The sequence below is a fragment of the Paraburkholderia sp. MM6662-R1 genome (genome assembly GCF_050436245.1).
In the GTDB taxonomy this organism is placed as follows: Bacteria; Pseudomonadota; Gammaproteobacteria; order Burkholderiales; family Burkholderiaceae; genus Paraburkholderia; species Paraburkholderia tuberum.
Genome location: NZ_JBNDLV010000001.1, coordinates 3,548,700 through 3,571,317 on the forward strand (window position 1 = coordinate 3,548,700; position 22,618 = coordinate 3,571,317).

Annotated in this window: 17 protein-coding genes, 1 other RNA gene and 1 pseudogene; 7 read left to right on the plus strand and 12 right to left on the minus strand. The window is 64.6% G+C overall.

Annotated elements, in window-relative coordinates; genetic code table 11:
- The first annotated feature begins 177 nt into the window (after positions 1–177).
- Positions 178–891 carry a DUF2968 domain-containing protein gene (locus OKW39_RS16865; RefSeq protein ID WP_167368603.1) on the plus strand — a complete coding sequence of 238 codons (714 nt, stop codon included), beginning with the start codon at positions 178–180 and terminating at the stop codon, positions 889–891.
- Between the two features lie 9 nt (positions 892–900).
- Here the strand turns inward: OKW39_RS16865 and OKW39_RS16870 are convergent, their stop codons facing one another.
- Together OKW39_RS16870 and OKW39_RS16875 are read right to left on the minus strand one after the other, a co-directional pair.
- Positions 901–1,926: a hypothetical protein gene (locus tag OKW39_RS16870; RefSeq protein ID WP_429563077.1), complete on the minus strand. Its 1,026-nt coding sequence runs from the start codon at positions 1,924–1,926 to the stop codon at positions 901–903.
- A gap of 200 nt (positions 1,927–2,126) precedes the next feature.
- On the minus strand, positions 2,127–2,651 hold the full coding sequence (locus tag OKW39_RS16875; protein ID WP_018421404.1) for a GNAT family N-acetyltransferase: 525 nt from the start codon (positions 2,649–2,651) through the stop codon (positions 2,127–2,129).
- 320 nt (positions 2,652–2,971) lie between these two features.
- On the opposite strand from OKW39_RS16875, the gene OKW39_RS16880 reads away from it, so the two are divergent.
- Complete coding sequence (locus OKW39_RS16880) at positions 2,972–4,273, plus strand: MFS transporter (RefSeq protein WP_429363266.1); 1,302 nt, start codon at positions 2,972–2,974, stop codon at positions 4,271–4,273.
- 74 nt (positions 4,274–4,347) lie between these two features.
- Here the strand turns inward: OKW39_RS16880 and OKW39_RS16885 are convergent, their stop codons facing one another.
- Positions 4,348–6,195, minus strand: a complete 1,848-nt coding sequence (locus OKW39_RS16885) for a tetratricopeptide repeat protein (protein ID WP_429563078.1) — start codon at positions 6,193–6,195, stop codon at positions 4,348–4,350.
- A 211-nt stretch (positions 6,196–6,406) separates the two neighbouring features.
- Between OKW39_RS16885 and OKW39_RS16890 the strand changes: the two genes are divergently transcribed.
- A complete protein-coding gene (locus tag OKW39_RS16890; RefSeq protein WP_429563079.1) occupies positions 6,407–8,131 on the plus strand; it encodes an FAD-dependent monooxygenase in 1,725 nt (574 codons plus the stop codon).
- A gap of 86 nt (positions 8,132–8,217) precedes the next feature.
- On the opposite strand, the gene OKW39_RS16895 is transcribed toward OKW39_RS16890, so the two are convergent.
- From OKW39_RS16895 to OKW39_RS16910, 4 genes are read right to left on the minus strand one after another with little or no spacing between them, the layout of a single operon-like run.
- Entirely contained in the window at positions 8,218–8,478 is a 261-nt protein-coding gene (locus OKW39_RS16895; protein ID WP_184027626.1) for a formate dehydrogenase subunit delta, read from the minus strand.
- A gap of 8 nt (positions 8,479–8,486) precedes the next feature.
- Positions 8,487–11,471, minus strand: coding sequence for a formate dehydrogenase subunit alpha (gene fdhF, locus OKW39_RS16900; protein WP_429563080.1), 2,985 nt, complete (start codon positions 11,469–11,471; stop codon positions 8,487–8,489).
- Between the two features lie 15 nt (positions 11,472–11,486).
- Positions 11,487–13,061 carry a formate dehydrogenase beta subunit gene (locus OKW39_RS16905; RefSeq protein ID WP_429363274.1) on the minus strand — a complete coding sequence of 525 codons (1,575 nt, stop codon included), beginning with the start codon at positions 13,059–13,061 and terminating at the stop codon, positions 11,487–11,489.
- Positions 13,058–13,543: an NAD(P)H-dependent oxidoreductase subunit E gene (locus OKW39_RS16910; protein WP_429563081.1), complete on the minus strand. Its 486-nt coding sequence runs from the start codon at positions 13,541–13,543 to the stop codon at positions 13,058–13,060. Before OKW39_RS16910 ends, OKW39_RS16905 begins: the two co-directional genes overlap by 4 nt.
- 134 nt (positions 13,544–13,677) lie before the next feature.
- Here OKW39_RS16910 and OKW39_RS16915 point away from each other — a divergent pair, with 134 nt between their 5' ends.
- Together OKW39_RS16915 and OKW39_RS16920 are read left to right on the plus strand one after the other, a co-directional pair.
- Positions 13,678–14,757, plus strand: coding sequence for a substrate-binding domain-containing protein (locus tag OKW39_RS16915; protein ID WP_429563082.1), 1,080 nt, complete (start codon positions 13,678–13,680; stop codon positions 14,755–14,757).
- A gap of 130 nt (positions 14,758–14,887) precedes the next feature.
- Positions 14,888–15,154, plus strand: coding sequence for a hypothetical protein (locus OKW39_RS16920; protein WP_018421395.1), 267 nt, complete (start codon positions 14,888–14,890; stop codon positions 15,152–15,154).
- A gap of 115 nt (positions 15,155–15,269) precedes the next feature.
- Here OKW39_RS16920 and OKW39_RS16925 read toward each other — a convergent pair whose 3' ends face one another.
- From OKW39_RS16925 to ompA, 5 genes and pseudogenes are all read right to left on the minus strand, one after another.
- Positions 15,270–15,545, minus strand: coding sequence for a hypothetical protein (locus tag OKW39_RS16925; RefSeq protein ID WP_187614510.1), 276 nt, complete (start codon positions 15,543–15,545; stop codon positions 15,270–15,272).
- A gap of 232 nt (positions 15,546–15,777) precedes the next feature.
- Positions 15,778–16,147, minus strand: a transfer-messenger RNA (tmRNA) gene (ssrA, locus tag OKW39_RS16930).
- Between the two features lie 144 nt (positions 16,148–16,291).
- Entirely contained in the window at positions 16,292–17,005 is a 714-nt protein-coding gene (gene gph, locus OKW39_RS16935; protein ID WP_090801335.1) for a phosphoglycolate phosphatase, read from the minus strand.
- Between the two features lie 41 nt (positions 17,006–17,046).
- Positions 17,047–17,746, minus strand: a pseudogene (gene ubiG / locus OKW39_RS16940) (bifunctional 2-polyprenyl-6-hydroxyphenol methylase/3-demethylubiquinol 3-O-methyltransferase UbiG).
- A gap of 235 nt (positions 17,747–17,981) precedes the next feature.
- Positions 17,982–18,629 carry an outer membrane protein OmpA gene (gene ompA, locus OKW39_RS16945; protein WP_090801331.1) on the minus strand — a complete coding sequence of 216 codons (648 nt, stop codon included), beginning with the start codon at positions 18,627–18,629 and terminating at the stop codon, positions 17,982–17,984.
- A 475-nt stretch (positions 18,630–19,104) separates the two neighbouring features.
- Here ompA and gyrA point away from each other — a divergent pair, with 475 nt between their 5' ends.
- Both gyrA and OKW39_RS16955 read left to right on the plus strand, forming a co-directional pair.
- Entirely contained in the window at positions 19,105–21,735 is a 2,631-nt protein-coding gene (gyrA, locus tag OKW39_RS16950) for a DNA gyrase subunit A (RefSeq protein WP_429335123.1), read from the plus strand.
- A 124-nt stretch (positions 21,736–21,859) separates the two neighbouring features.
- A complete protein-coding gene (locus tag OKW39_RS16955) occupies positions 21,860–22,465 on the plus strand; it encodes a DUF2059 domain-containing protein (RefSeq protein ID WP_090801328.1) in 606 nt (201 codons plus the stop codon).
- Positions 22,466–22,618 lie beyond the last annotated feature (153 nt).

The following is a 22,618-nucleotide window of genomic DNA, read 5'->3' on the forward strand; positions in this document are numbered from 1 at the left end:
AGGAGTGCGAGCTGGGTGGCGTCTTTATTTTGCGACTGTGATTTTGGGATGGAGTGGTTCGCTGCGCCAACCGTCTATCTCGATTTCGAGCGTGTCCATACAGTGCCCACGAGCTTCGCGTCGCGATAAATCCGCGCGATAATCCAACGTCATTCTCGATCGGCGTGGAGCAGGCATATGAAGTACTCCTTGGTTATCCGGCGCGCTATGTTGCTCGCCGGTGTCTATGCGTTGTGGCATACGGGTGTTGCGGTGGCACAGCAGGACAGCGTGAGCGCGCCGCTGGCGGGCACGCGGCCGGCTCCAGGGGAGTTGGCGCCGCGAGAGGCTGGCCCCCAGTCCGTCGCTGAGCCCGAGGTGTCCGCGAATACGCCCGCTGCCGCGCGCGGCGACGTCGCCGATTTGATCCAGTTGATCCACGACGCGAACCTCAGCGAACTGCGCACGACCTACAACGGCAGCTACGGTGCGAGCCTGTTCTTCCATCCGCCGCGGATGACGTACTACGTCGCGTTGTTTCAGAACAAGCATTTCTGGCGCGTGATCAGGAGCGATTCGGCAGAGCGCGCGGAAGCGATCTACGCCGGTTTCGCGCAGCAGACGCAGCAACTCGCGGACGCCGAGATTCATCGCACGCGGTTGCAGGCGCAGAATGCATATCTGCAGGGCAGCATCGCGATATCGCAGCAGCAGGCGCAACGGCTGCAGACCGATCTCGACGTCGCCCGCACGCAGCAGGCGAAGGTCGACGACCGGCAGCGGCAGACGCGCGACGAGGCGCTCGCGCTGCGCGCGGAGCGCGACAACGCGCAGGCGCAATTGCGTCAGCTTCAGAGCGCGATCACGCGCTTGCAGCAGCAGACGGAAGCGGGTTTGCCTGCGTCGAAGTAACGGCAGCGCTCATTGCGCGAATTGTTCCGGGATTTCGGTGACGCGACGCTGCGATATGTGGTTCATCCACTCGGTGCTATTTGCCGGCAGATTGTTCGACACGGTGGAGCGCGGCAGCGGCGCGACGTCGCGCAAAGACATCATGGCGAACGTCGTTACATCAGCGTATCCGTCTTCGCCGAACCGGGTACGAACGCGCGCTTCATGCGATGGGTCATTCGCGGCATGCCGATTTACCGGAAGCGGATGCGTTTGCACGCGAAGCGCACGACGCGGAGGCGATGAGCGAATCGCGTCACGCGGCGTGGGCGCATGTCGCGTGGCGGTGCGCTGAGGCAAAGCCGCGATGCGCGCGGGTGCGGCGGCGGCCACGTCGGCAGGTAATGGCGGAAGCACAGGAGCCGGTGTGACGGCCTTCGCAATCACCGGTGCCTCGGGACTCGCAACCAGATGCTGCGCACGACGCTTTTCTACCGGCGCCGGCGCATCACGACGGGGCTTCAGAGCTTGCGCCGATTTCAGCATGTCGGAGGCCATATGCCGCGGCGCCAGAGGCTGATCGACGATCCACCACGCCAGCACTGCGACGCAGCCGATTACGCCGGCACTCGCCGCGACCGTTCGCCGATGCCGCACAGTGCGCCGCTGCGCGATTCGCGGCGAGCGGGCCTTGAGCGCGATTCGCATTGGACCCTGAGGCACCTTCCGTTGCATAGCGGGATGCGCCGCCGTCGCGGTATTCGACGGTTCCCCGGCAGGCTGCGTGGCGTCCGCGACGGGCGTCTCTGCCGGCCGCTTCATGTCAGTTAGCACGCCGGTCAGCACGCCGTCGATCGACACCCACTGCCCATACGACAGCAACTGCTGATCTCTGACGCACACGGTGCGCAGCAGCGCGGCATACAGCGAATCGAGCCCGGTTCGCCAGGACAGCAACGCCCAGTCGCGGCCGAACGGTTCGGGCAGGTGGTCGAGCGTACGGAAAGGGGGAAGCGCGAATGCGCCTTCGATCAGGATGAGTGGCGTGCTGGTCATCGGTTTCTTCCGGTGTCTCGGACAGGCTCACCGGTGTGGCAGTGACGGAATCTGTAGGGGGCCGATGAAGCCATCGGCAACAGAAAATCATGCCTCGAAACTACGTCGTCCACCGTTCAGATGACTCCGAAAACAGGAATACCGCCGGCGCGCGCCGTCCCCGCGACGCCACGCGCATCACGCACACTCAACCACGGCGTTCAAGCCTTCAACCGGTACACGTAGCGCAACGCGGTGATATCCACGCCGCCCATCTGATCGGGCTCCGCGCCGACCAACTGCCAGCCGTGTCGCTCGTAAAAGCCGATCGCCGCCGTATTGCCCTCGAGCACGTATAGGTACAGCTGTGCCTCGCCTTGCGCGCGCGTCCAGTCTACGGCTGCGTGCATCAGTGTTTTGCCGACGCCGATGCCCTGATAACCGGGCAGCGCATGCAGGTTGTCGAGCAGCACGCCCCACGCGGACTCGGGCTGGCGCTCGACGCACACGAAGCCGGCCGGCTCGCCGGCCAGCTCGGCGATCAGCACGATGCGGCGCTCGCCGCCCGGCGCGCCGAGACGTGCTTCCCAATAGGCGGCGCGTTCGCGCGTGACTTCGCCGTCGAGGAACGCGTCGGGCAACAGACCGCGATAGGTCGCCTGCCAACTGGCGCTGTGGATCGACGCAATCAGCGCGGCGTCCTCGAGCGTGGCGGGGCGCAGGGAAAGAGCAGGGGTGGTTCGCATCGGCGTAATCGACTGAATGGCCTCGCGCGGACAGTCTACCGCTGCCCGCGGGTGTCGCGCGTAAGCAAACTGTATGCGTTTCGCGTCGACCCTATCAGCAGTAACATTACGTGGCATCGGCCCGACATCGAGCTCAGCGTTTACCCTCATATCGAATGAGCGCCGTGAGCAGCAAAATGCGGCGCCCCCGGGCGCACTTGCTTATACCTGTGCGTTCGCCTGCAGCATCCGCTTGCCAAGCAGTGGATCGTTTCAACTGCCCGCTCGTCACCGTCCGCGTCGATCCGTCCGACAGGGCGGCGGGCCTATCCGAGAGTGTCATGTCTACAGCGACCCACGCCGCTTCCACCACCGAAGAATCCAAGGTCAAGACAGTGTTCCGCGTTGTCAGCGGCAACTTTCTTGAAATGTACGACTTCATGGTCTATGGCTACTACGCTTCCGCGATCGCCAAGACCTACTTTCCTGGCGGCAGCGATTTCGCGTCGCTGATGCTGTCGCTGTCCGTGTTCGGCGCGGGCTTCCTGATGCGTCCGCTCGGCGCGATCGTGCTCGGCGCCTACATCGACCATCACGGTCGTCGCAAAGGCCTGATCCTCACACTGAGCCTGATGGCGCTCGGCACGCTGACGGTCGCGACGATACCGGGCTACGCGACCATCGGGCTCGTGGCGCCCGTGCTGGTGCTGCTCGGCCGGCTGCTGCAAGGCTTCTCCGCCGGCGCTGAGCTCGGCGGCGTGTCGGTGTATCTGTCGGAGATCGCGACGAAGGGCAACAAGGGCTTCTATTGCTCGTGGCAATCGGGCAGCCAGCAGGTCGCGGTGGTATTCGCCGCGCTGATCGGCGTGGGGCTCAACAAGATTCTGCCCGCCGAGCAGATGTTCGCGTGGGGCTGGCGCGTGCCGTTCCTGATCGGCTGTCTGATCGTGCCGTTCCTGTTCATCATCCGCCGCTCGCTGCAGGAAACCGAGGAGTTCACGGCGCGCAAGCATCGTCCGAGCGTGGGCGAGATCCTGAAGTCGATGCTCGCGAACTACCCGATCGTGCTGGGCGGCATGGGCATGGTCGTCATGACGACCGTGTCGTTCTACATGATCACCGCTTACACGCCGACCTTCGGCAAGGAAGTGCTGAAGCTGTCGGCGATCGACGCGCTCGTCGTCACCGTCTGCGTCGGTATCTCGAATCTGATCTGGCTGCCGTTGTCCGGCGCGTTGTCGGACCGGGTCGGCCGCCGTCCGGTGCTGCTCGCGTTCACGATCCTGACGATCCTCACCGCGTATCCGGCGCTGCAATGGCTCGTCGCCGAACCGTCGTTCGCGCGTCTGCTCGCCGTGCAGCTATGGTTGTCGTTCCTGTACGGCTGCTACAACGGCGCGATGGTCGTCGCGCTGACCGAAGTGATGCCGGTCGAAGTGCGTACCGCTGGCTTCTCGCTCGCGTACAGTCTCGCGACGACGATCGGCGGCTTCACGCCGGCCATCGCCACGCTGCTGATCCATGTGACCAGCAACAAGGCGGCGCCGGGCCTGGTCCTCGGCGTGGCGGCAATCTGCGGTCTGCTCGCGACGCTGTTCCTGTATCGCACGCCGGAGTCACGCAGTCAGTATCGGGCGGCCTGACGGTTCACTTCATGTTCTGAAAACAAAAGACCCCGCGCTAGCGGGGTCTTTTGTTTGCGACGCGTGGTCTGTGGCTACCCGTGCCGCAATTCGTCAGCGACCACCTCGACGACTTCATCCCACGCGCCCGGCCGTGGCTGACGCACGAGCGTCGCACCGGGATACCACGGGCTGCGCGTGTCGCCGTCGAACCAGCGCCAGTCGGCGGCGAACGGCAGCATCAGCCACAGCGGCTTGCGCAGCGCGCCCGCGAGGTGCGCGATCGACGTGTCGATCGACACCACCGCGTCGAGCCGCTCGACGATCGCCGCGGTATCCGCGAAGTCGCCGATGCGGTGGTCGAAGCGATGGATCGCGGCCGCGCGCGGATGCGCGTCGAGCGCCGCGCGGTCGTCCTCGGACAGATCGGGCTGCAACACGATCCAGTCGATGCCATCCAGTGCGAACAGCGGCTCCAGCGCGGCGAGCGGCATCGTGCGGGTTTCGTTGCGCTGGATGCGCCCCGACCATGCGAGCCCGATCTTGCGCTTCGCCTGACCGCCGAGCGAGCCGCGCCATTTGCGGCCGTAGGCCGGCGGCACGCTCAGATAGGGCGTGCGCGCGTCAATCGTGTCGTAGCGCGTGCCGAGCGCTAGCGGCAGGCTCAAGAGCGGAATCTGCAGATCGGCGGCGGGGCGCGGCTGGCCCTGCGCGATCAGCGAGACGCGCCATGCCTGCGCGACGGGCGCGAAGAGCGGCACCAACTGCGGCTGCACTTCCAGCACGACGCGCGCGGCGCGAAGCGCTGCGCGCGGTACGAAGCGCACGAACTGCAGCGTGTCGCCGAAACCCTGTTCGGCATAGATCAGCAGCGTGTGTTTTTCGATCGACTCGCCGTGCCAGCGCGGCAACGTCTGGATCACCGGTTGCGCGATGGTTTGCAAGCGCCATTCGTATTCGGGCAGCCCGCGCTCGAAGTCGCGCATCGCGAGCCACGCGAGCGCACGGTTCATATGCGCGGACGCGAGATCCGGGCGCAGCCGCAACGCCTGATCGAGCGCGCGCACCGCGGCCGCGTGCGCGCCGAGCGCCTGGTGCGCGGTGCCGAGCGCAAGCCACGCGAGCGCGAATTGCGGATCGAGCCCGACCGCGCGCTCCAGATACGGCAGCGCCTGTTCGGCACGGCCGAGCGACGCGAGCGCGTTGCCCATGCCATAGATCGCCGGCGGCAGGTTCGGCTGCAGACGCAGCGCCGCTTCAAATGACGCGACTGCCCGCGCATGGCGGCCGGTCGCATCGAACGTATTCGCGAGATTGAAGTGCGCGGCGACGAAGCGCGGCTCGGCGGCGAGCGCGGCCTCGAAGCAGGGCACTGCCTCGTTCGGTCGATCGAGCGCGTTCAGTGACATGCCCATGTTGTTCAGCGCGCCCGCGTGACCGGGGCGCAGCTCGAGCGCGCGCCGGAACGACGCGATCGCGTCCGCGTGACGGCCGAGCGCGTGCAGCGCGTTGCCGAGATTGTTGTGCGACGACGCGTCGTTCGGCTGCAGGCGCAGCGAACGTTCGAACGCATCGGCGGCGTCTTCGTGACGGCCTTGCGACGCGTACGCGTTGCCGAGGTTGTAGTGCGCCATCGGGAAGGTCGGCGCGAGCGTCAGCGCGTTGCGGAACTGCTCGATCGCGGCGTCGATCTGGCCGAGCGCCTTCAGCGCATTGCCGAGGTTCAGCTGCAGCGCCGCGTCTTCGGGGCGCAGATCGACCGCGCGCCGCACCAGCGCCGCGGCTTCGGCGTGCTGGCCCTGCTGGTGACGCAGCACGCCGAGCAGATGCAGCGCGTCGACATGGCTGGGGTCGTGGTCGAGCGTGGCGCGGTAGCCGCGTTCGGCGTCGTCGAGGCGGCCGTCACGATGCGCCGCGAACGCGCGGTCAAATACAGGTTGCATGACGGGGAGGGCTTTTGGATCAATCAGACTGAGGGCGCATTTTCCCATACTTGCGCAAGCGGCCCGGATTTGCGCGGAGCGTGAGTTCATGGGCAACGACGGATGGAACCCCCGCGCAACCCGTCTTGCCGACGCGCGATTGATGCAGCGCACCCGTGTGCGCAAGAGTGGCGGCGTACACTAGAACGCATTGTTGCCTCCGGAGTTCCGCATGGACGCTGCCGCCTACGACGCGTCGCCGGTGCTGATCGTCGGGGCCGGTCCCACCGGACTTGCCGCAGCGATGAGTCTCGCGCGCGCCCACGTCCCCGTGCGCCTGATCGACAAGGCGCCGCAGCCGAATCCTTACTCGCGCGCGATCGGCATTCAGGCACGTACGCTCGAACTGCTCGAGCAGCATCGGCTGGTCGAACCGTTTCTCGAGCTCGGCCATCGCGCGCGCGTGGCGAATCTGTTTTCGAACGGCATGCGGCTTGCGCAGCTCGATTTCGACCCGTTGCACACGCGCTATCCCTATCTGCTATTTCTCGACCAGTCGGTGACCGAGCGGCTCCTGACCGAGCATCTGGCGACGCTCGGCGTGAAGGTCGAGCGCGGCGTCGAGCTCGTGGCGTTCATGCAAGGCTCCGCGAGCGTTCAGGCGACCTTGCGCCGCGCGGACGGCCGCACGGAAGCCATGCGCCCGTCATATCTGATTGCGGCCGATGGCGCGCACAGTTCGATTCGCCATCGCCTCGACCTGAGCTTCGAGGGCAAGACCTTCGACCAGACCTTTCTGCTCGCCGACCTGCATGCCGAAACCGACTGGCCCGACGACGAGTTCCATATCTTCGCGTCGGGCGACGGTCTCGTCGCGCTGTTTCCGATGGGCCACGGCCGCCATCGTCTGATCGCCGATCATGCGGTCGAGCCGTCCGGCAGCGCCGCGCCGCCGGCCCCCGCGGTGTTCGGCGAGCCGCCGCTGGAGCGGGCGCCGGCGCCGTCGCTCGAACAATGCAAGGCGCTGATCGCGCGACGCGTGCGCGAGCGCGTCGACGTGTCGGATCTGGCGTGGTCGGCGTACTTCCACGTGAACAGCCGGATGGTCGATCGGCTGCGCGTGGGCCGCATCTTCCTCGCCGGCGATGCCGCGCACGTACACAGCCCCGCGGCCGCACAAGGCATGAACACCGGCATCCAGGAAGCGCTCAATCTCGGCTGGAAGCTCGCGCGCGTGATCGGCGGCGCGGCGCCGGATCGTCTGCTCGACACGTATCACGCCGAGCGACATCCGATCGAGCGCGAGGTGCTGCGGCAGACCGGTTTCATCACGCAGATGGCCGAGGCCGATCACGGACCGATGAAGCTGCTGCGCGAGCGCGTGATGCCGGTGCTGGCCACGCTCGGTCCGCTGCGCGATGCCGCACGCGCGACGATCAGCGAGCTGTCGATCCAGTACCGGCGCAGTCCGCTGACGCTCGAACGCATGCTCGACGGCGGCCCGCGCGCGGGCGAGCGCGCACCCGATGCGCTCGTGCACGTCGTCGACGGTCCGCTCGGGCGCGCGCCGGGCGTCGGCTGCATTTTCGATCTGCACGATCCGGCGTTCTTCTCGCTGTTTCTGCTGTTGCCGCCGCTGCCCGTCGATGGCACGCCGCTCGATCCCGCCGCGAAACATGCACCGCCGCCGGACCCCGAAGTAGAAAAGCTCGCCGCCGAGGTCGAGCGGCTGCTGCCGAACGCGGTGCGAATCTGGCGCGTCACCGATACGAGCGGCGACGGCGGCCCGGCGTTGTCCGAATCGTATGGGCGCACGCGGCCGTCGTTTTATCTGGTGCGGCCCGACGGCTACATCAGCGCGCGCGGACGCACCGGCTCGGACCTGCACGGTCTCGTACGGCACTGCGAAGCGTGGTTTACGGTCGGGGGAGAGATATCGGAACAGGCGACGTTGTGATCGGCGCCGCCGGTTGCGTGGCATGGGCACGCACGCGGCAGCGGATCGCGCCGCCGCGCCTGGTTGATTGGGGAAACCGCCCGAGCCTAAGCCGCCGGCGCCTGGGCCGGCGCCGGCGTCAACTTCTCGCGATACCTGACGATCGCCTCGCGCGTGAAGTCCGATAGCGCGATGTCATACGTGTCCGGCGCTTCGTCGAGCGTCGCGAGCAGCGCGCGACGCATGCGCGGCTCCCAGAAGCGGCGGATGTGTTCGGCGACGCCGGTCAGCGCTTCCTCGTGGTCGGGCATCGACTCGAAGAAGTCGCCGATCCGGTTCGCCATGTCGATCAGATTCCGATTGTCCATGGCTCGCCTCACTTGCCCGCGGTGACGGCCGCGGCCGCATTGGCCAGCTCGCGCTGCTTCAGCAGTTCGAGCTGTTCGCTATTGAAGCGTGAATAGTCCTTCTGCCATTGCGACGGCTGCTCGACCGGCATCACCTGCACCGCGGTCACCTTGTATTCGGGGCAGTTGGTCGCCCAGTCGGAGCTGTCGGTCGTGATCACGTTCGCGCCCGATTCGGGGAAGTGGAACGTCGTATAGACGACGCCCGGCTGCATCCGCTCCGTCACCTTCGCGCGCAACACGGTCTGCCCCGCGCGCGATTCGATGCCGACCCAGTCGCCGGTTTTGATGCCGCGTTCCTCGGCATCGTGCGGATGCAGTTCGAGCCGGTCTTCGTCATGCCAGCGCGAATTCTCGGTGCGGCGCGTCTGCGCGCCGACGTTGTACTGCGACAGAATGCGCCCGGTCGTCAGCAGCAACGGATACTTGCGCGTGACCTTCTCCGGCGATGCGATGAACTTCGTGATCACGAACCTGCCCTTGCCGCGCACGAAGGTGTCGACGTGCATCGTCGGCGTGCCGTCGGGCGCGTCCTCGTTGCATGGCCACTGGATGCTGCCCATTTCGTCGATCTTCTGGTACGACACGCCGTGGAAGGTCGGTGTGAGCCGCGCGATTTCGTCCATGATCTCGGACGGATGCGTGTAGTCCATCTCGTAGCCGAGCGCGCGCGACAGCAGCAGCGTGACTTCCCAGTCCGCGTAGCCGCCGAGCGGCGGCATCACCTTGCGCACGCGCGAGATGCGGCGCTCGGCATTGGTGAACGTGCCGTCCTTTTCGAGGAACGACGAGCCGGGCAGCAGCACGTGTGCATACTTGGCGGTCTCGTTCAGGAAGATGTCCTGCACGACGATGCATTCCATCGACGACAGCGCCGCCGCCACATGATGCGTGTTCGGGTCCGACTGCACGATGTCCTCGCCCTGGCAGTAGAGGCCCATGAAGCTGCCGTCAAGCGCGGCGTCGAACATGTTGGGAATGCGCAGGCCCGGTTCCGGTTGCAGCGCGACGTTCCAGGCGTTTTCGAACTGAGTGCGAACGAGCGGATCGCTGATGTGGCGATAGCCCGGCAGCTCGTGCGGGAACGAGCCCATGTCGCACGAGCCTTGCACGTTGTTCTGGCCGCGCAGCGGATTCACGCCGACACCTTCGCGGCCGATGTTGCCGGTCGCCATCGCCAGGTTCGCGATGCCGATCACCATCGTCGAGCCTTGCGCGTGTTCGGTGACGCCGAGGCCGTAGTAGATCGCGGCGTTGCCGGCGCTCGCGTAGATGCGCGCGGCTTCGCGTACCTGTTGCGCGGGCACGCCGGTCGCCGCTTCGGTCGCTTCCGGCGAGTTCTCCGGCAGCGCGACGAAATCGCGCCACTGTTCGAACGCGCGGGTTTCGCAGCGCTCGGCCACAAACGCTTCGTCGAGCAGGCCTTCGGTGACGATCACGTGCGCGAGCGCGTTGACGATCGCGACGTTGGTGCCGGGCCGCAATTGCAGGTGATGCGACGCCTTCACGTGCGGCGTATCGACGATGTCGATCCGGCGCGGATCGACGACGATCAGCTTCGCACCCTCGCGCACGCGTCGCTTCAGACGCGAGGCGAACACCGGGTGGCCATCGGTCGGATTCGCGCCGATCACCATGATCACGTCGGCCTTATCGACCGATGCGAACGTCTGGGTGCCCGCCGATTCGCCGAGCGTCGTCTTCAGACCATAGCCTGTCGGCGAGTGGCAGACGCGCGCGCAGGTGTCGACGTTGTTGTTACCGAACGCGGCGCGCACGAGCTTCTGCACGAGGTAGGTTTCCTCGTTCGTACAGCGCGACGACGTGATGCCGCCGATCGAATCGCGGCCATGCTTCGCCTGGATGCGGCGGAATTCCGATGCCGCATACGAGATCGCTTCGTCCCAACTGACTTCGCGCCACGGGTCGGTGATCGTCGCGCGGATCATCGGCTTTTTGATGCGGTCCTTGTGGGTCGCGTAGCCCCACGCGAAGCGGCCCTTCACGCACGCATGGCCTTCGTTGGCCTGGCCGTTCTTGTGCGGCACCATCCGCACGACCTGGTTGCCCTTCATCTCTGCCTTGAACGAGCAGCCGACGCCGCAATACGCACAGGTGGTGACGACCGAGTGCTCGGGCTGGCCGAGCATCACGACGGTCTTTTCCTGCAAGGTCGCGGTCGGGCACGCGGCCACGCAGGCGCCGCACGACACGCACTCCGATTCCATGAACGGCTGGTTCTCGCTGGCCGCGACGCGAGATTCGAAGCCGCGTCCGGTGATCGTCAGCGCGTACGTGCCTTGGGTTTCCTCGCACGCGCGCACGCAGCGATTGCAGACGATGCACTTCGCCGGGTCGTACGTGAAGTACGGATTCGATTCGTCCTTCTGGTCCTTCAGATGATTCGCGCCGTCGAAGCCGTAGCGCACTTCGCGCAGGCCGGTCACGCCCGCCATGTCCTGCAGTTCGCAGTCGCCGTTGGCGGGGCAGGTCAGGCAATCGAGCGGGTGGTCGGAGATGTACAGCTCCATCACGTTGCGACGCAGCGACTGCAGACGGTCGGTCTGCGTGCGCACCTTCATGCCGGCTTCGACCGGTGTCGTGCACGAGGCCGGATAGCCGCGCCGTCCTTCGATTTCGACGAGACACAGGCGGCATGAGCCGAACGGCTCGAGCGAATCGGTCGCGCACAGCTTCGGCACGTTGACACCAGCTTCAGCCGCCGCGCGCATCACCGACGTGCCCGCCGGTACGGTCACCGCCTGGCCGTCGATGTCGAGCGTCACGTCGACGTCCGAGTGGCGGGCGGGGGTGCCGTAGTCGGTGTCGTCGGCGAACGCGTTGGCGGCGCGTGCCAGGGCTTGCGACTTGCACGCGCAGTTGCCTGAGCCGCAGCCGCCCCCCAGGGGGGCTTCCTTCGGGGCGCCGGCAGGGGAGTTGAACTGGTCGGACATGGTGAACTCCTGGAGTCAGGCCGCGGCCGCTTTGGTGGCGTGGTCGGCAGTGGGATCGGCGGCGAGACCGAAGTCTTCAGGGAAATGATCGAGCGCGGACAGCACCGGATACGGCGTCATGCCGCCCATCGCGCACAGCGAGCCGGCTACCATCGTGTCGCACAGATCGCGCAGCAATTGCACCTGACGCGTCGACGTGTCGCCGTTGCGAATCCGCGCGATCACCTCGACGCCGCGCGTCGAGCCGATCCGGCACGGTGTGCATTTGCCGCACGATTCGAGCGCGCAGAAGTGCATCGCGTATTGCGCGAGCTCGGCAAGATTCGAGGTGTCGTCATGCACGACGAGACCGCCGTGGCCGATCACCGCGCCGACTGCCGCATACGCCTCGTAGTCCATCGGAATGTCCCACTGGCTTGGCGGCAGATAGGTGCCAAGCGGACCGCCGACCTGCACCGCGCGCGCCGGCCGGCCGCTCGCGGTGCCGCCGCCGAAGTCGTCGAGCAGTTGGCGCAAGGTCACGCCGAACGCGAGTTCGACGAGGCCGCCTCGCTTGATGTTGCCGGCCAGTTGGAACGGCAGCGTGCCACGCGAGCGGCCCATGCCGAAGTCTTTATAGAACGCGGCGCCGCGCGCGAAGATGATCGGCACGGTGGCGAGCGTGATCGCGTTGTTGATCACGGTGGGCTGGCCATAGAGACCCACGAGTGCGGGCACCGGCGGCTTTGCGCGGACGATGCCGCGCTTGCCTTCGAGCGATTCCAGCATCGCGGTTTCCTCGCCGCACACATACGAGCCCGCGCCTTTCGCGACGAACAGCTCGAAACGCTGCCCGCTCGAGAGCACGCTGTCGCCGAGCCAGCCGGCTGTGCGCGCACGGGCGATGGCAGCTTCGAGCGTCGCGATCGAGTGCGGGTATTCGCTGCGCACATAGATGTAGCCGACGGTCGCGCCGGTCACGACGCCGGCGATGATCATGCCTTCGATGAGCACGTACGGATCGCTTTCCATCACGAGACGATCGGAGAAGGTGCCGGAATCGCCTTCGTCGGCATTGCAGACGACGTACTTCTGCGCGGCTTTCGCGCCGCGCACCGTGCGCCACTTGATGCCGGCCGGGAAGGCCGCGCCGCCGCGGCCGCGCAGACCGGATTCGATCAGCGCTTCGCAGGCGGCATCGCCGTCGGTTTGCAGGGCGTTGCGTAGGCCTTCGAGGCCGCCGTGCGCGACGTAATCGTCGATGGACAGCGGGTCGGTGATGCCGATCCGCGCGAAGGTCAGGCGCTGCTGCTTCTTCAGATACGGAATCTCGTCGACCACGCCGACGCGCCGCGCATGCTCGCCGCCCTCGACAAAGCCCGCGTCGAACAACGCGGCGACGTCTTCCACGTCGACATTCGCATAGCCGATGCGGCCTTCGGGCGTCGCAACTTCGACGAGCGGTTCGAGCCACAGCAACCCGCGCGAGCCGTTGCGGATCAGTTCGATCGCAATGCCGCGGCGCGCGGCTTCGCTGGCGATGGCTTCGGCCAGCGCATCGGCGCCGAGCGCGAGCGCCGACGAATCTCGCGGAACATAGATGCGCGTCATGCCGGCACCTCCACGCATTTGCGGGCAGCGGCGAACAGCGCGTCGAATTTTTGCGGCGACACGCGCGCGTGCAGCGTGCCGTTGAGCATCATCGCCGGCGACAGCGCGCATTGGCCGAGGCAGTACACCGATTCGAGTTCCACCGTTGCGCCGTCATCGTGACCGGCGTCGAAGCGGCATCCGGTGTGCGCCTCGATGTGCTGGGCAAGCGCCTCGGTGCCCATGCTGCGGCACGCTTCGGCGCGGCAAAGCTGCACCGTGACGGGCGCTGCAGGCGAGGTGCGAAAGTGATGGTAGTAAGTGATGACGCCGTGCACTTCCGCTCGCGACAGGTTCAGCGCGCGGGCGAGCGGTCCGATCGCCGCGGGTGGCACAAAGCCGAGTTCGTCCTGGATCGCGTGCAGGATCGTGATGAGTGTGCGGCCCGGCTGCGCGTGACGTTGCACGAGCTGATCCGGCGCCGTGGCGAGAGAATCGTCCAAAGGGGGGCTCCTCCGAAGCGATATATGCACTTGTTATTCATAATGCATGCACGTATGCTTCGCTTATTCGATATGGTATAGCCGAAAGATAGGCGGGCCGACCGGCGCGCGCAATAGGAAACGGTCAAGCATATATGGTCAGGATCGAATGTCAGGTCGAGCTGGTGGTGAAGGGCGCGGATGGCCGCGAGGCCAGCCTGTCTGACGTGGTGCCGCTGCTCGCGCTCGTCGATGAATCTGGCAGCATTGCGCAGGCCGCGGCGCTTAAGGGTTTGTCCTATCGGCACGCATGGGGCTTGCTGCGCAGCATCGAGGAGCGGTTTGGTGGTCCTCTGATCGCGAAAGAGCGTGGGCGCGGCTCGGTGTTGTCCGACCTCGGTCACGCGGTGCTGCGCGGGCAGCGGCTCTGCGGCGAGCGGCTCGACGGCAATTTGCAGGCGCTCGCGAGCGAAGTGGCGAGCGATCTGAACCGCTGGCTTGCGCCCCCCGCCGATGACGTGCGCATCCACGCGTCGCACGGTTACGCGGTGGCCGCGCTTGTCACGGCGCTGGTCGCCAACGATCTGCCGGTCGAGATCAAGTACCGCGACAGCGCCGAGGCGGTTAGTGCGCTCGCGCGCGGCGAGTGCGATCTGGCGGGCTTTCATCTGCCGCTCGGCGAGTTCCGCGCGGTGTGCGCCGATACCTACCGGCGCTGGCTCGATCCGCAACGCCATGTGCTCGTGCATCTGACCCGACGCAAGCAGGGTCTGTTCATCGGCAAGAGCAATCCGAAGCGGATCGGCGGGCTCGGCGATCTGGCGCGCGACGACATCCGTTTCGTCAACCGCCAGCCGGGCTCGGGTACGCGGATGCTGCTCGATCTCGCGCTGCGACAGGTCGGTGTGGACCCGGACCGCGTCAACGGCTATGCGTCGACCGAGCTGACGCACTCGGCGATCGCGGCGTTCGTCGCGAGCGGCATGGCGGACATAGGCTTCGGCGTCGAACCGGCCGCGCATCATTTCGGGCTCGACTTCATTCCGATCGTCGACGAGGACTATTACTTCGCGTGCGATCGCGCGCACCTCTCTCGCGCGCCGCTCGCGACGGTGATCAACCTGTTGCGCGGCAGCGCGTTTCATCAACGCGTCGAGCAGCTCGCCGGCTACGATCCGTGCGACTGCGGCAGGCTCGTCGATCTGGACGAGGGGCTCGGCGGCGCGCTCGCGTAACGGCGGAGTAAGAGCCTGTAACCAGAAAAGCGGTGGCGCTCGGCGTGCGCGGCTGCGCAGCGCGCCGGTTTCGGCTACTCTCTTGGCTTCGTATCCGCCTTTACCGCGCGCCAAGCCGCGCTGAACCGACATGAAAGCTCTTCTCCATGCATGTGCCGCCGCTGCCGCGGCTGGTGTGCTCTGTGCCACCGTCTCCGTCGCTTACGCGCAAAATTCGCCTGGCGTGCCGGGTGGCATCCTGACCGACGAATTCCGCATTAACGAGCATCCGCAGATGCCCTTCGCCGCGTCCGCCCCGTCGGACAAGTATCAGCACGGCCGACGTTCGCAAGCGCGCAAGCGCGGCGACATGGGAGACCCGAATGGCTGCAATCTGCAGTGCCCGAAAGACGAATAAGAATTGGCTCGGGCTTCGCTCGAGCTTCGAGGTTTTACGCAACGCCGGCCCTTGGGTCGGCGTTGTGCTTTGTGGCGGGGGCGATGGCCGCCCAGTTGCCGGCCGGAGTGGCTTCTTATGGCCTGGCGATGTGCCAGATTTCCTTGAAGCCGTCCCCCTTTGCATCGCCCGCCTGCTTGTCGGTCGGCGCCGCCGTGGCCGCCGGCCAGTTGCTCATGCAGCCGCCGGTGCAGGCGCTGACGCCGGGCGTGGTGTCCTTGTCGAACGTGTAGAGCGTCATGCCGTCAGCGGTGACGAAGCGGCCGTCGGACAGTTTGGGCGGATCGGCGAAGGCACCGGCGTATAGCACGGCGAGTGCGAGCGGGGCCAGCAGAGCGATGGTCTTGCGCATGACGCAGGCTTCTGTTTTGGCGACGTGGTTGACGAGTGACGACTCGCTTCGAGCTACGAGTATAGGCAGCGGCCGCGGATTTACCGGGGCGTGTTGTGCGTCCCCGCTGAGTGAAGGGGAGACGTGTGGCCGGCCCGCAAAGCGTCGCGGACGGTGCCGAAAATAAAAAACCCCGGCAGCGTTACGCTACCGGGGTTTTTTGGGGCCGTTCATCGCGAACGTTCCAGGTATTTGGTGGAGGCGGCGGGAATCGAACCCGCGTCCAGAAGTCCTCTACGACCAGTTCTACATGTTTAGTTCTGTCTTTTGATTTAACCGCAGCGACGCGGACGAACACGCTGCGCTACGGCGATTCACTAAATTTTCGACCCGGACGTCGTGACGCCGCCAAGGCTTAACTGACGTATATGACCTCTGTCGGTATTGCTACCGGTCTTGCGACACTAGCCCGTCAGTGAACTAGGCAGAGGACGGCGGCCCTTAGGCTGCCAGTGCGAACGTATCGTCGTTTGCAGTTACGTTTTTCCCATTGATTAACGAGGTGACGGGTCCTCGACATGCCCTAGCCGCTTCGCAACCCCTGTCGAAACCAGGTCGCCCCCGCGGTTCGTTGCTCACATATGTGAGCCAAAGGAGATTTTACAATAGATCGAGGGCCGCGTCGTGCGTCTTTGGTGGCTGCTGAATGGTGCAACATGGCTAACAGGAGTGGGGGACGGGCCCTTCAGCCGATCTGTCTGACTTTGTCAGCCGATGTCGCGCAGCAGGGTTTGCAACTCGGCCGTCGATTCTACGACGTGTTGCGCGTGCCACCGGGTCGGCGGAATGTCGTTGCCGCAATAGCCGTACGCCGCGGCGACGGTCTTCATGCCGGCGGCAAAACCGGCCTGCACGTCGCGCAGATCGTCGCCGATATAGACGACGCGCTCCGGCGCGATGTCCAGCTCACGCGCCGCGTGCAGCAACGGCGCGGGGTGCGGCTTCGAATGCGGGGTCGTGTCGCCGCTCACCACGCAGCCGGCGCGCTCCTCGAGCCCGAGTTGCGCGACGAGCGGCTCGGTGAGCCGCGCGACCTTGTTCGTGACGATGCCCCAGCGCACGCCGCGCGCGTCGAGTTCGTCGAGCACTTCCGCGATACCCGGAAAGAGCGTCGTCTCGATGCACAGATCTGCTTCGTAGTTCGCGAGAAACTCCTCGCGCATCGATGCGAATTCGTGATGATCGGGCCCGATGCCGAACGCCCCGCAGATTAGTCCGCGCGCTCCGGCTGAAGCCAGCGGGCGCAGCTTCTCGAGCGGCACCATCTTGAGCCCCCGGTCGTGGCGCATCTTGTTGACGGCGGCCGCGAGGTCGGGCGCCGTGTCGGCAAGCGTGCCGTCGAGGTCGAAAAGCACGGCGAGGCAAAAGCCGAGCGTGTCGTCGTTGTCTTCGCGTTGCGGCAGGGGAGTCGGGTCGCTCATTGTTCGTTTTGGATACGGCGGATCGGGGCGGTTCGGGTAATTCAGGCGTCGCGGCGACAGGCGAGCATATAGTTGACGCTCGTGTCGGACGACAGCGCGAAAAGCTTGCTGAGCGGGTTGTACACGATGCCCTTGATGTCCGCCGTGCGCAGTTCGGCGGCGCGCACGAAGCCGGCGAGCTCCGACGGGCGGATGAAGCGCGCGTAGTCGTGCGTGCCCATCGGCAGCATTCGCGCGATGTATTCGGCGCCGATCACCGCGAACAGATACGACTTGACATTGCGGTTCAGCGTGGAGAAAAACACCCAGCCCGCCCGGCTTCACAAGATTCTTGCAGGCCTCGACGATCGCGGCCGGCCTGGGCACGTGCTCGAGCATTTCCATGCAGGTGACCACGTCATAGGTGCCCGGTTCGCGTGCGGCCAGCGCCTCAGCCGCGATTTCTTCGTAATCGACGGTTACACCGCTTTCAAGACTGTGAAGATCGGCGACACCGAGTGCCTGCGTCGACAGATCGATGCCCTTCACATGAGCGCCCAAACCTGCCATCGATTCCGACAGGATGCCGCCGCCGCAGCCGATATCGAGCACATTTTTGCCGGCGAGATGGGCGTGGGCGTCGATCCAGCTTAGACGAATCGGATTCAGTTCGTGCAGCGGCTTGAATTCGGCGTTCGGGTCCCACCAACGATGCGCGAGGTCGCTGAATTTCTGTAGTTCGTGAGGATCGGCGTTGGTCATGGTGAAGGCTGCCTCGATGAAAGCGGTGAGCGGACGCTCGAGGATAAACCCTGAGTATATAGGGCGAGAGAAAGAGCGGCAAAAGCGCGTCGGGTAGCGGGCGCTGATGCAAGCTGCGAGCCGCTGGTAGCTGAGCGGGACCCTCCTGCGTCGCGCATCACGCCAGGCCGCGGTACCCGCGCATAAAAAAAGCCCCGTCGAAGCGGGGCTTTCGATACTGCGGTAATTTTCCAGCTTACTGCTTCGGCGTACCGACAACTTCGACTTCCACGCGGCGGTCCGGTGCGAGGCAGGCGATGAGTTGCTTGCGGTTCTTCTGGTTGCAACCGGTGGTAACCGGGTTGCGCGGACCCTTGCCTTCCGTGTAGATACGGTTGGCTTCGACGCCCTTGCTGACCAGGAAGGCCTTCACAGCTTGAGCACGACGCAGCGACAGACGGTCGTTGTAGGCGACGGAACCGATACGGTCGGTGTGGCCCGTAGCGACGACGACTTCGAGGTTGATGCCCTGGATCTTCGATGCCAGTTCGCTCAGACGTTCCTTGCCGGCCGGCTTCAGGATTGCCTTGTCGAAGTCGAACAGCGCATCAGCTTGATACGTAATCTTTTCGCTGGAGATAGCCGGAGGCGGAGGGACCGGTGCCGGCGGGGTCGGAGCCTGAGCAACCAGAGCGCCGTCGCACTTGGCGTTAGCCGTTGCGGGCGTCCAGAATGCATCGCGCCAGCAAAGCTCGTTCGTGCCGTTCATCCACACGTATTCGCCAGTACCATTCACCCAGTTGTCGTTGGTAGCTTGTCGCGACGCCGGCACCGACTGCGCCATGGCGGATGCAGCCATAACTGCGGTAGCTGCAATGAACGCGAGCTTTGAAAGTTTATTCATATTTCTCCTCTCGAAATTGAGATTACCGCAGGTTTACTGCGAGCCTGTTGACGAAGACCAGTCATACATTGCTCGAAGTATAACATTGGTGCGGAACAAAAACCGTTTGTGTAGACTTCGAGCAGTGTCTGACTCTTTGTGCGTTGGCATTTTGCCATATCGTTCCCTTCCGACGAAAAAAAAATCCGTCCCCGATCAAATCCCCCTCCAATTGTGGTGCATGCGCAACAAATGTTTTCGTCTGAGCGGTCCGCCGGCTCTGGCTGAGCGGCGAATTGGTCCCATGCAGGAATCGAGCCTGATGAGACTGAAATTGTGCGATCGGCGAGGTGTTGGCCGGTGGCCCTCTAATATGTATACGTACCTTCGTCGGGCGTGGATTCGTGGCATGTTAGAATCGCGTGATGCGTTGCGCCTGCAATGCTTACGCGAAGAAGCGGCGAAACCCCGCCTTCGCACGTAAAAGATACGGATAATGGATCAATTCGCCAAAGAGACTCTGCCAATCTCCCTTGAGGAGGAAATGCGCCGTTCGTATCTCGATTACGCGATGAGCGTGATCGTAGGGCGAGCGCTTCCCGATGTCCGCGATGGCCTGAAGCCGGTGCACCGGCGCGTGCTGTTCGCGATGCACGAGCTGAACAACGACTGGAACCGCGCCTACAAGAAGTCGGCGCGTATCGTCGGCGACGTCATCGGTAAATACCATCCGCACGGCGACACCGCTGTCTACGACACGATCGTACGGATGGCGCAGGACTTCTCGCTGCGCTACATGCTCGTCGACGGCCAGGGGAACTTCGGTTCCGTCGACGGCGACAATGCCGCGGCGATGCGTTACACCGAAATCCGCATGGCGAAGATCGGCCACGAACTGCTGGCCGACATCGACAAGGAAACGGTCGACTTCGTGCCGAACTACGACGGCAGCGAGAACGAGCCGGCCATCCTGCCCGCGCGCATCCCTAATCTGCTGATCAATGGTTCGTCCGGCATCGCGGTCGGCATGGCGACCAATATCCCGCCGCACAACCTCAATGAAGTCGTCGACGCGTGTCAGCATCTGCTGAAAAACCCGGAAGCGACGATCGACGAGCTGATCGAGATCATCCCCGCGCCCGACTTCCCCACCGCCGGCATCATCTACGGCGTGGCCGGCGTGCGCGACGGCTATCGCACCGGCCGCGGCCGCGTCGTGATGCGCGCGCTGACGCACTTCGAGGAAATCGACCGTGGCCAGCGCATGGCGATCATTGTCGACGAGCTGCCCTATCAGGTGAACAAGCGCTCGCTGCTCGAGCGCATCGCCGAGCTCGTCAACGAGAAGAAGCTCGAAGGCATTTCCGACATCCGCGACGAATCCGACAAGAGCGGGATGCGCGTCGTGATCGAGCTGAAGCGCGGCGAAGTGCCCGAGGTTGTGCTGAACAATCTGTACAAGGCGACCCAGCTTCAGGACACGTTCGGTATGAACATGGTCGCGCTCGTCGACGGCCAGCCGAAGCTCCTGAATGTGAAGGAAATGCTGACGTGCTTCCTGTCGCATCGCCGGGAAGTGCTGACGCGGCGCACCGTCTACGAACTGCGCAAGGCGCGCGAACGTGGTCACGTGCTCGAAGGTCTCGCGGTTGCGCTCGCGAACATCGACGAATTCATCGCGCTCATCAAGGCCGCGCCGACACCGCCGATCGCCAAGCAGGAGCTGATGTCGCGCGCGTGGGATTCGTCGCTCGTGCGCGAAATGCTGTCACGCGCCGAGTCGGAAAACGCGTCGGCGGGCGGTCGCGAAGCTTATCGTCCGGAGGGACTGAACCCGTCGTTCGGCATGCAGACCGACGGCCTTTACCGTCTGTCCGATACGCAGGCGCAGGAAATCCTGCAGATGCGCCTGCAGCGACTGACCGGTCTCGAGCAAGACAAGATCATCGGCGAATACCGCGACGTGATGGCGCAGATCGCTGACCTGCTGGACATTCTGGCTCGCCCGGAACGCATTTCGGCGATCATCGTCGACGAACTCACGTCCATCAAGGCCGAATTCGGCGATGCGCGTCGCTCGAAGATCGAGTTGAACGCGACCGAGCTGAACACCGAAGACCTGATCACGCCGCAGGAAATGGTCGTGACGATGTCGCACGCGGGCTACGTGAAATCGCAACCGTTGTCCGAATATCGAGCCCAGAAGCGCGGTGGTCGTGGCAAGCAGGCCACTTCCATGAAGGAAGACGACTGGATCGACACGCTGTTCATTGCCAATACGCACGACCACATCCTGTGCTTCTCGAACCGCGGCCGTGTGTACTGGGTCAAGGTCTACGAAGTGCCGCAGGGTTCGCGCAATTCGCGCGGCCGGCCGATCGTCAATATGTTCCCGCTGCAAGAAGGCGAAAAGATCACGGTCGTGCTGCCGGTCAAGGAGTTCTCGGCCGACAAGTTCGTGTTCATGGCGACCGCGTTGGGAACGGTAAAAAAGACGCCGCTGGAAGCATTTAGCCGGCCGTTGCGCAAGGGTATTATTGCGGTCGGTCTCGATGAGGGCGATTACCTGATCGGCGCCGCGATCACCGACGGCCAGCACGACGTGATGCTGTTCTCGGATTCGGGCAAGGCAGTGCGCTTCGACGAAAACGACGTGCGTCCAATGGGCCGCGAGGCGCGCGGCGTGCGCGGCATGCAACTCGAGGACGGCCAGAACGTGATCGCGTTGCTGGTGGCCGACGACGAGCAGCAGTCGGTGCTCACCGCAACCGAGAACGGCTACGGCAAGCGCACCCCAATCACCGAGTACACGCGTCACGGCCGCGGCACGAAGGGCATGATCGCAATCCAGACGTCGGAGCGTAACGGCAAGGTCGTTGCCGCGACGCTGGTGGACCCGGAAGCGCAGATCATGCTGATTACCACGACGGGCGTGCTGATTCGCACGCGTGTGTCGGAAATTCGCGAAATGGGACGCGCAACGCAAGGTGTTACACTCATCAGCCTTGACGAAGGGACCAAGCTGTCCGGTCTGCAACAGGTAGCGGAGGCCGAGGGCGAGTCGGAAAGCGATTCCGACGGCTCCGCTGAAGGTGATAACGGCGGTGAGGGCGGCGGCGCGGCTTGATCCGTGCCAGCGGCTTTCAGTCTCAGTTAATACGTTGAAGCTACGCTGCGGGTCACCGCGTATCGGGCCGGTACGCTTTCCCGTGTGGCGTGCAGTTCAAGTTAATTTCTCTTAGGGAGTAGTGATGCAAAAACGATTCAAACAACTGATGTTGCTGGCTGCCATCGTGCCGACCTTCGCCATGGCTCAAGCGCTGCAGAACCAGGCGCCTGCGGCTCCGGCTGCCGCAGCAGCACCGGTTGATCCGGCCAAGCAAGCTGCCATCAAGGAGCTGCTCGACGCCATCGATGCGCAGAAGCTGGTTGGCGCAATCGGCAACAGCGCGCAGATGCAGGCCAAGCAGCTCGTTCCGGCAATCCTGTCGGACGCGCTGACCGAGAACAAGACGATGACGGACAAGCAGAAGCAGGCCGCCGTGCCGACGCTGCAAAAGAACGCAGTGCCGAAGCTGGTGGACAGCGCGGGCCAGGTGTTCGCGACCGACTCTTTCCGTCAGGACGCGATGCAATCTCAGTACGACGCGTACGCAAAGTACTACAGCACGTCGGAAATCAAGGATCTGACCACGTTCTACAAGAGCCCGACCGGTCGCAAGTTCATCCAGGTGCAAGACCAGGTTGGCCGCGACGTCGTGAACGGTCTGATGCAGAAGTACATGCCGGAATCGATCAAGGCAACGCGTGAGCAGGCCGACAAGGAAGTCGCATCGGTCAAGCCGGCTGCCAAGTAAATTCCGCTCGCAGGCTGCGCTGATCAGCCGGCCTGTCGTCGCGCCCACTGGGCCACCCGGCGTGGCGGGTTGGCGGCGACAATGCGATAATGGTCGTTTGCGCACTGGCGCAGACGACCATTTTCTTTTTCGGCGAGCCATTTCGCAGTTCTT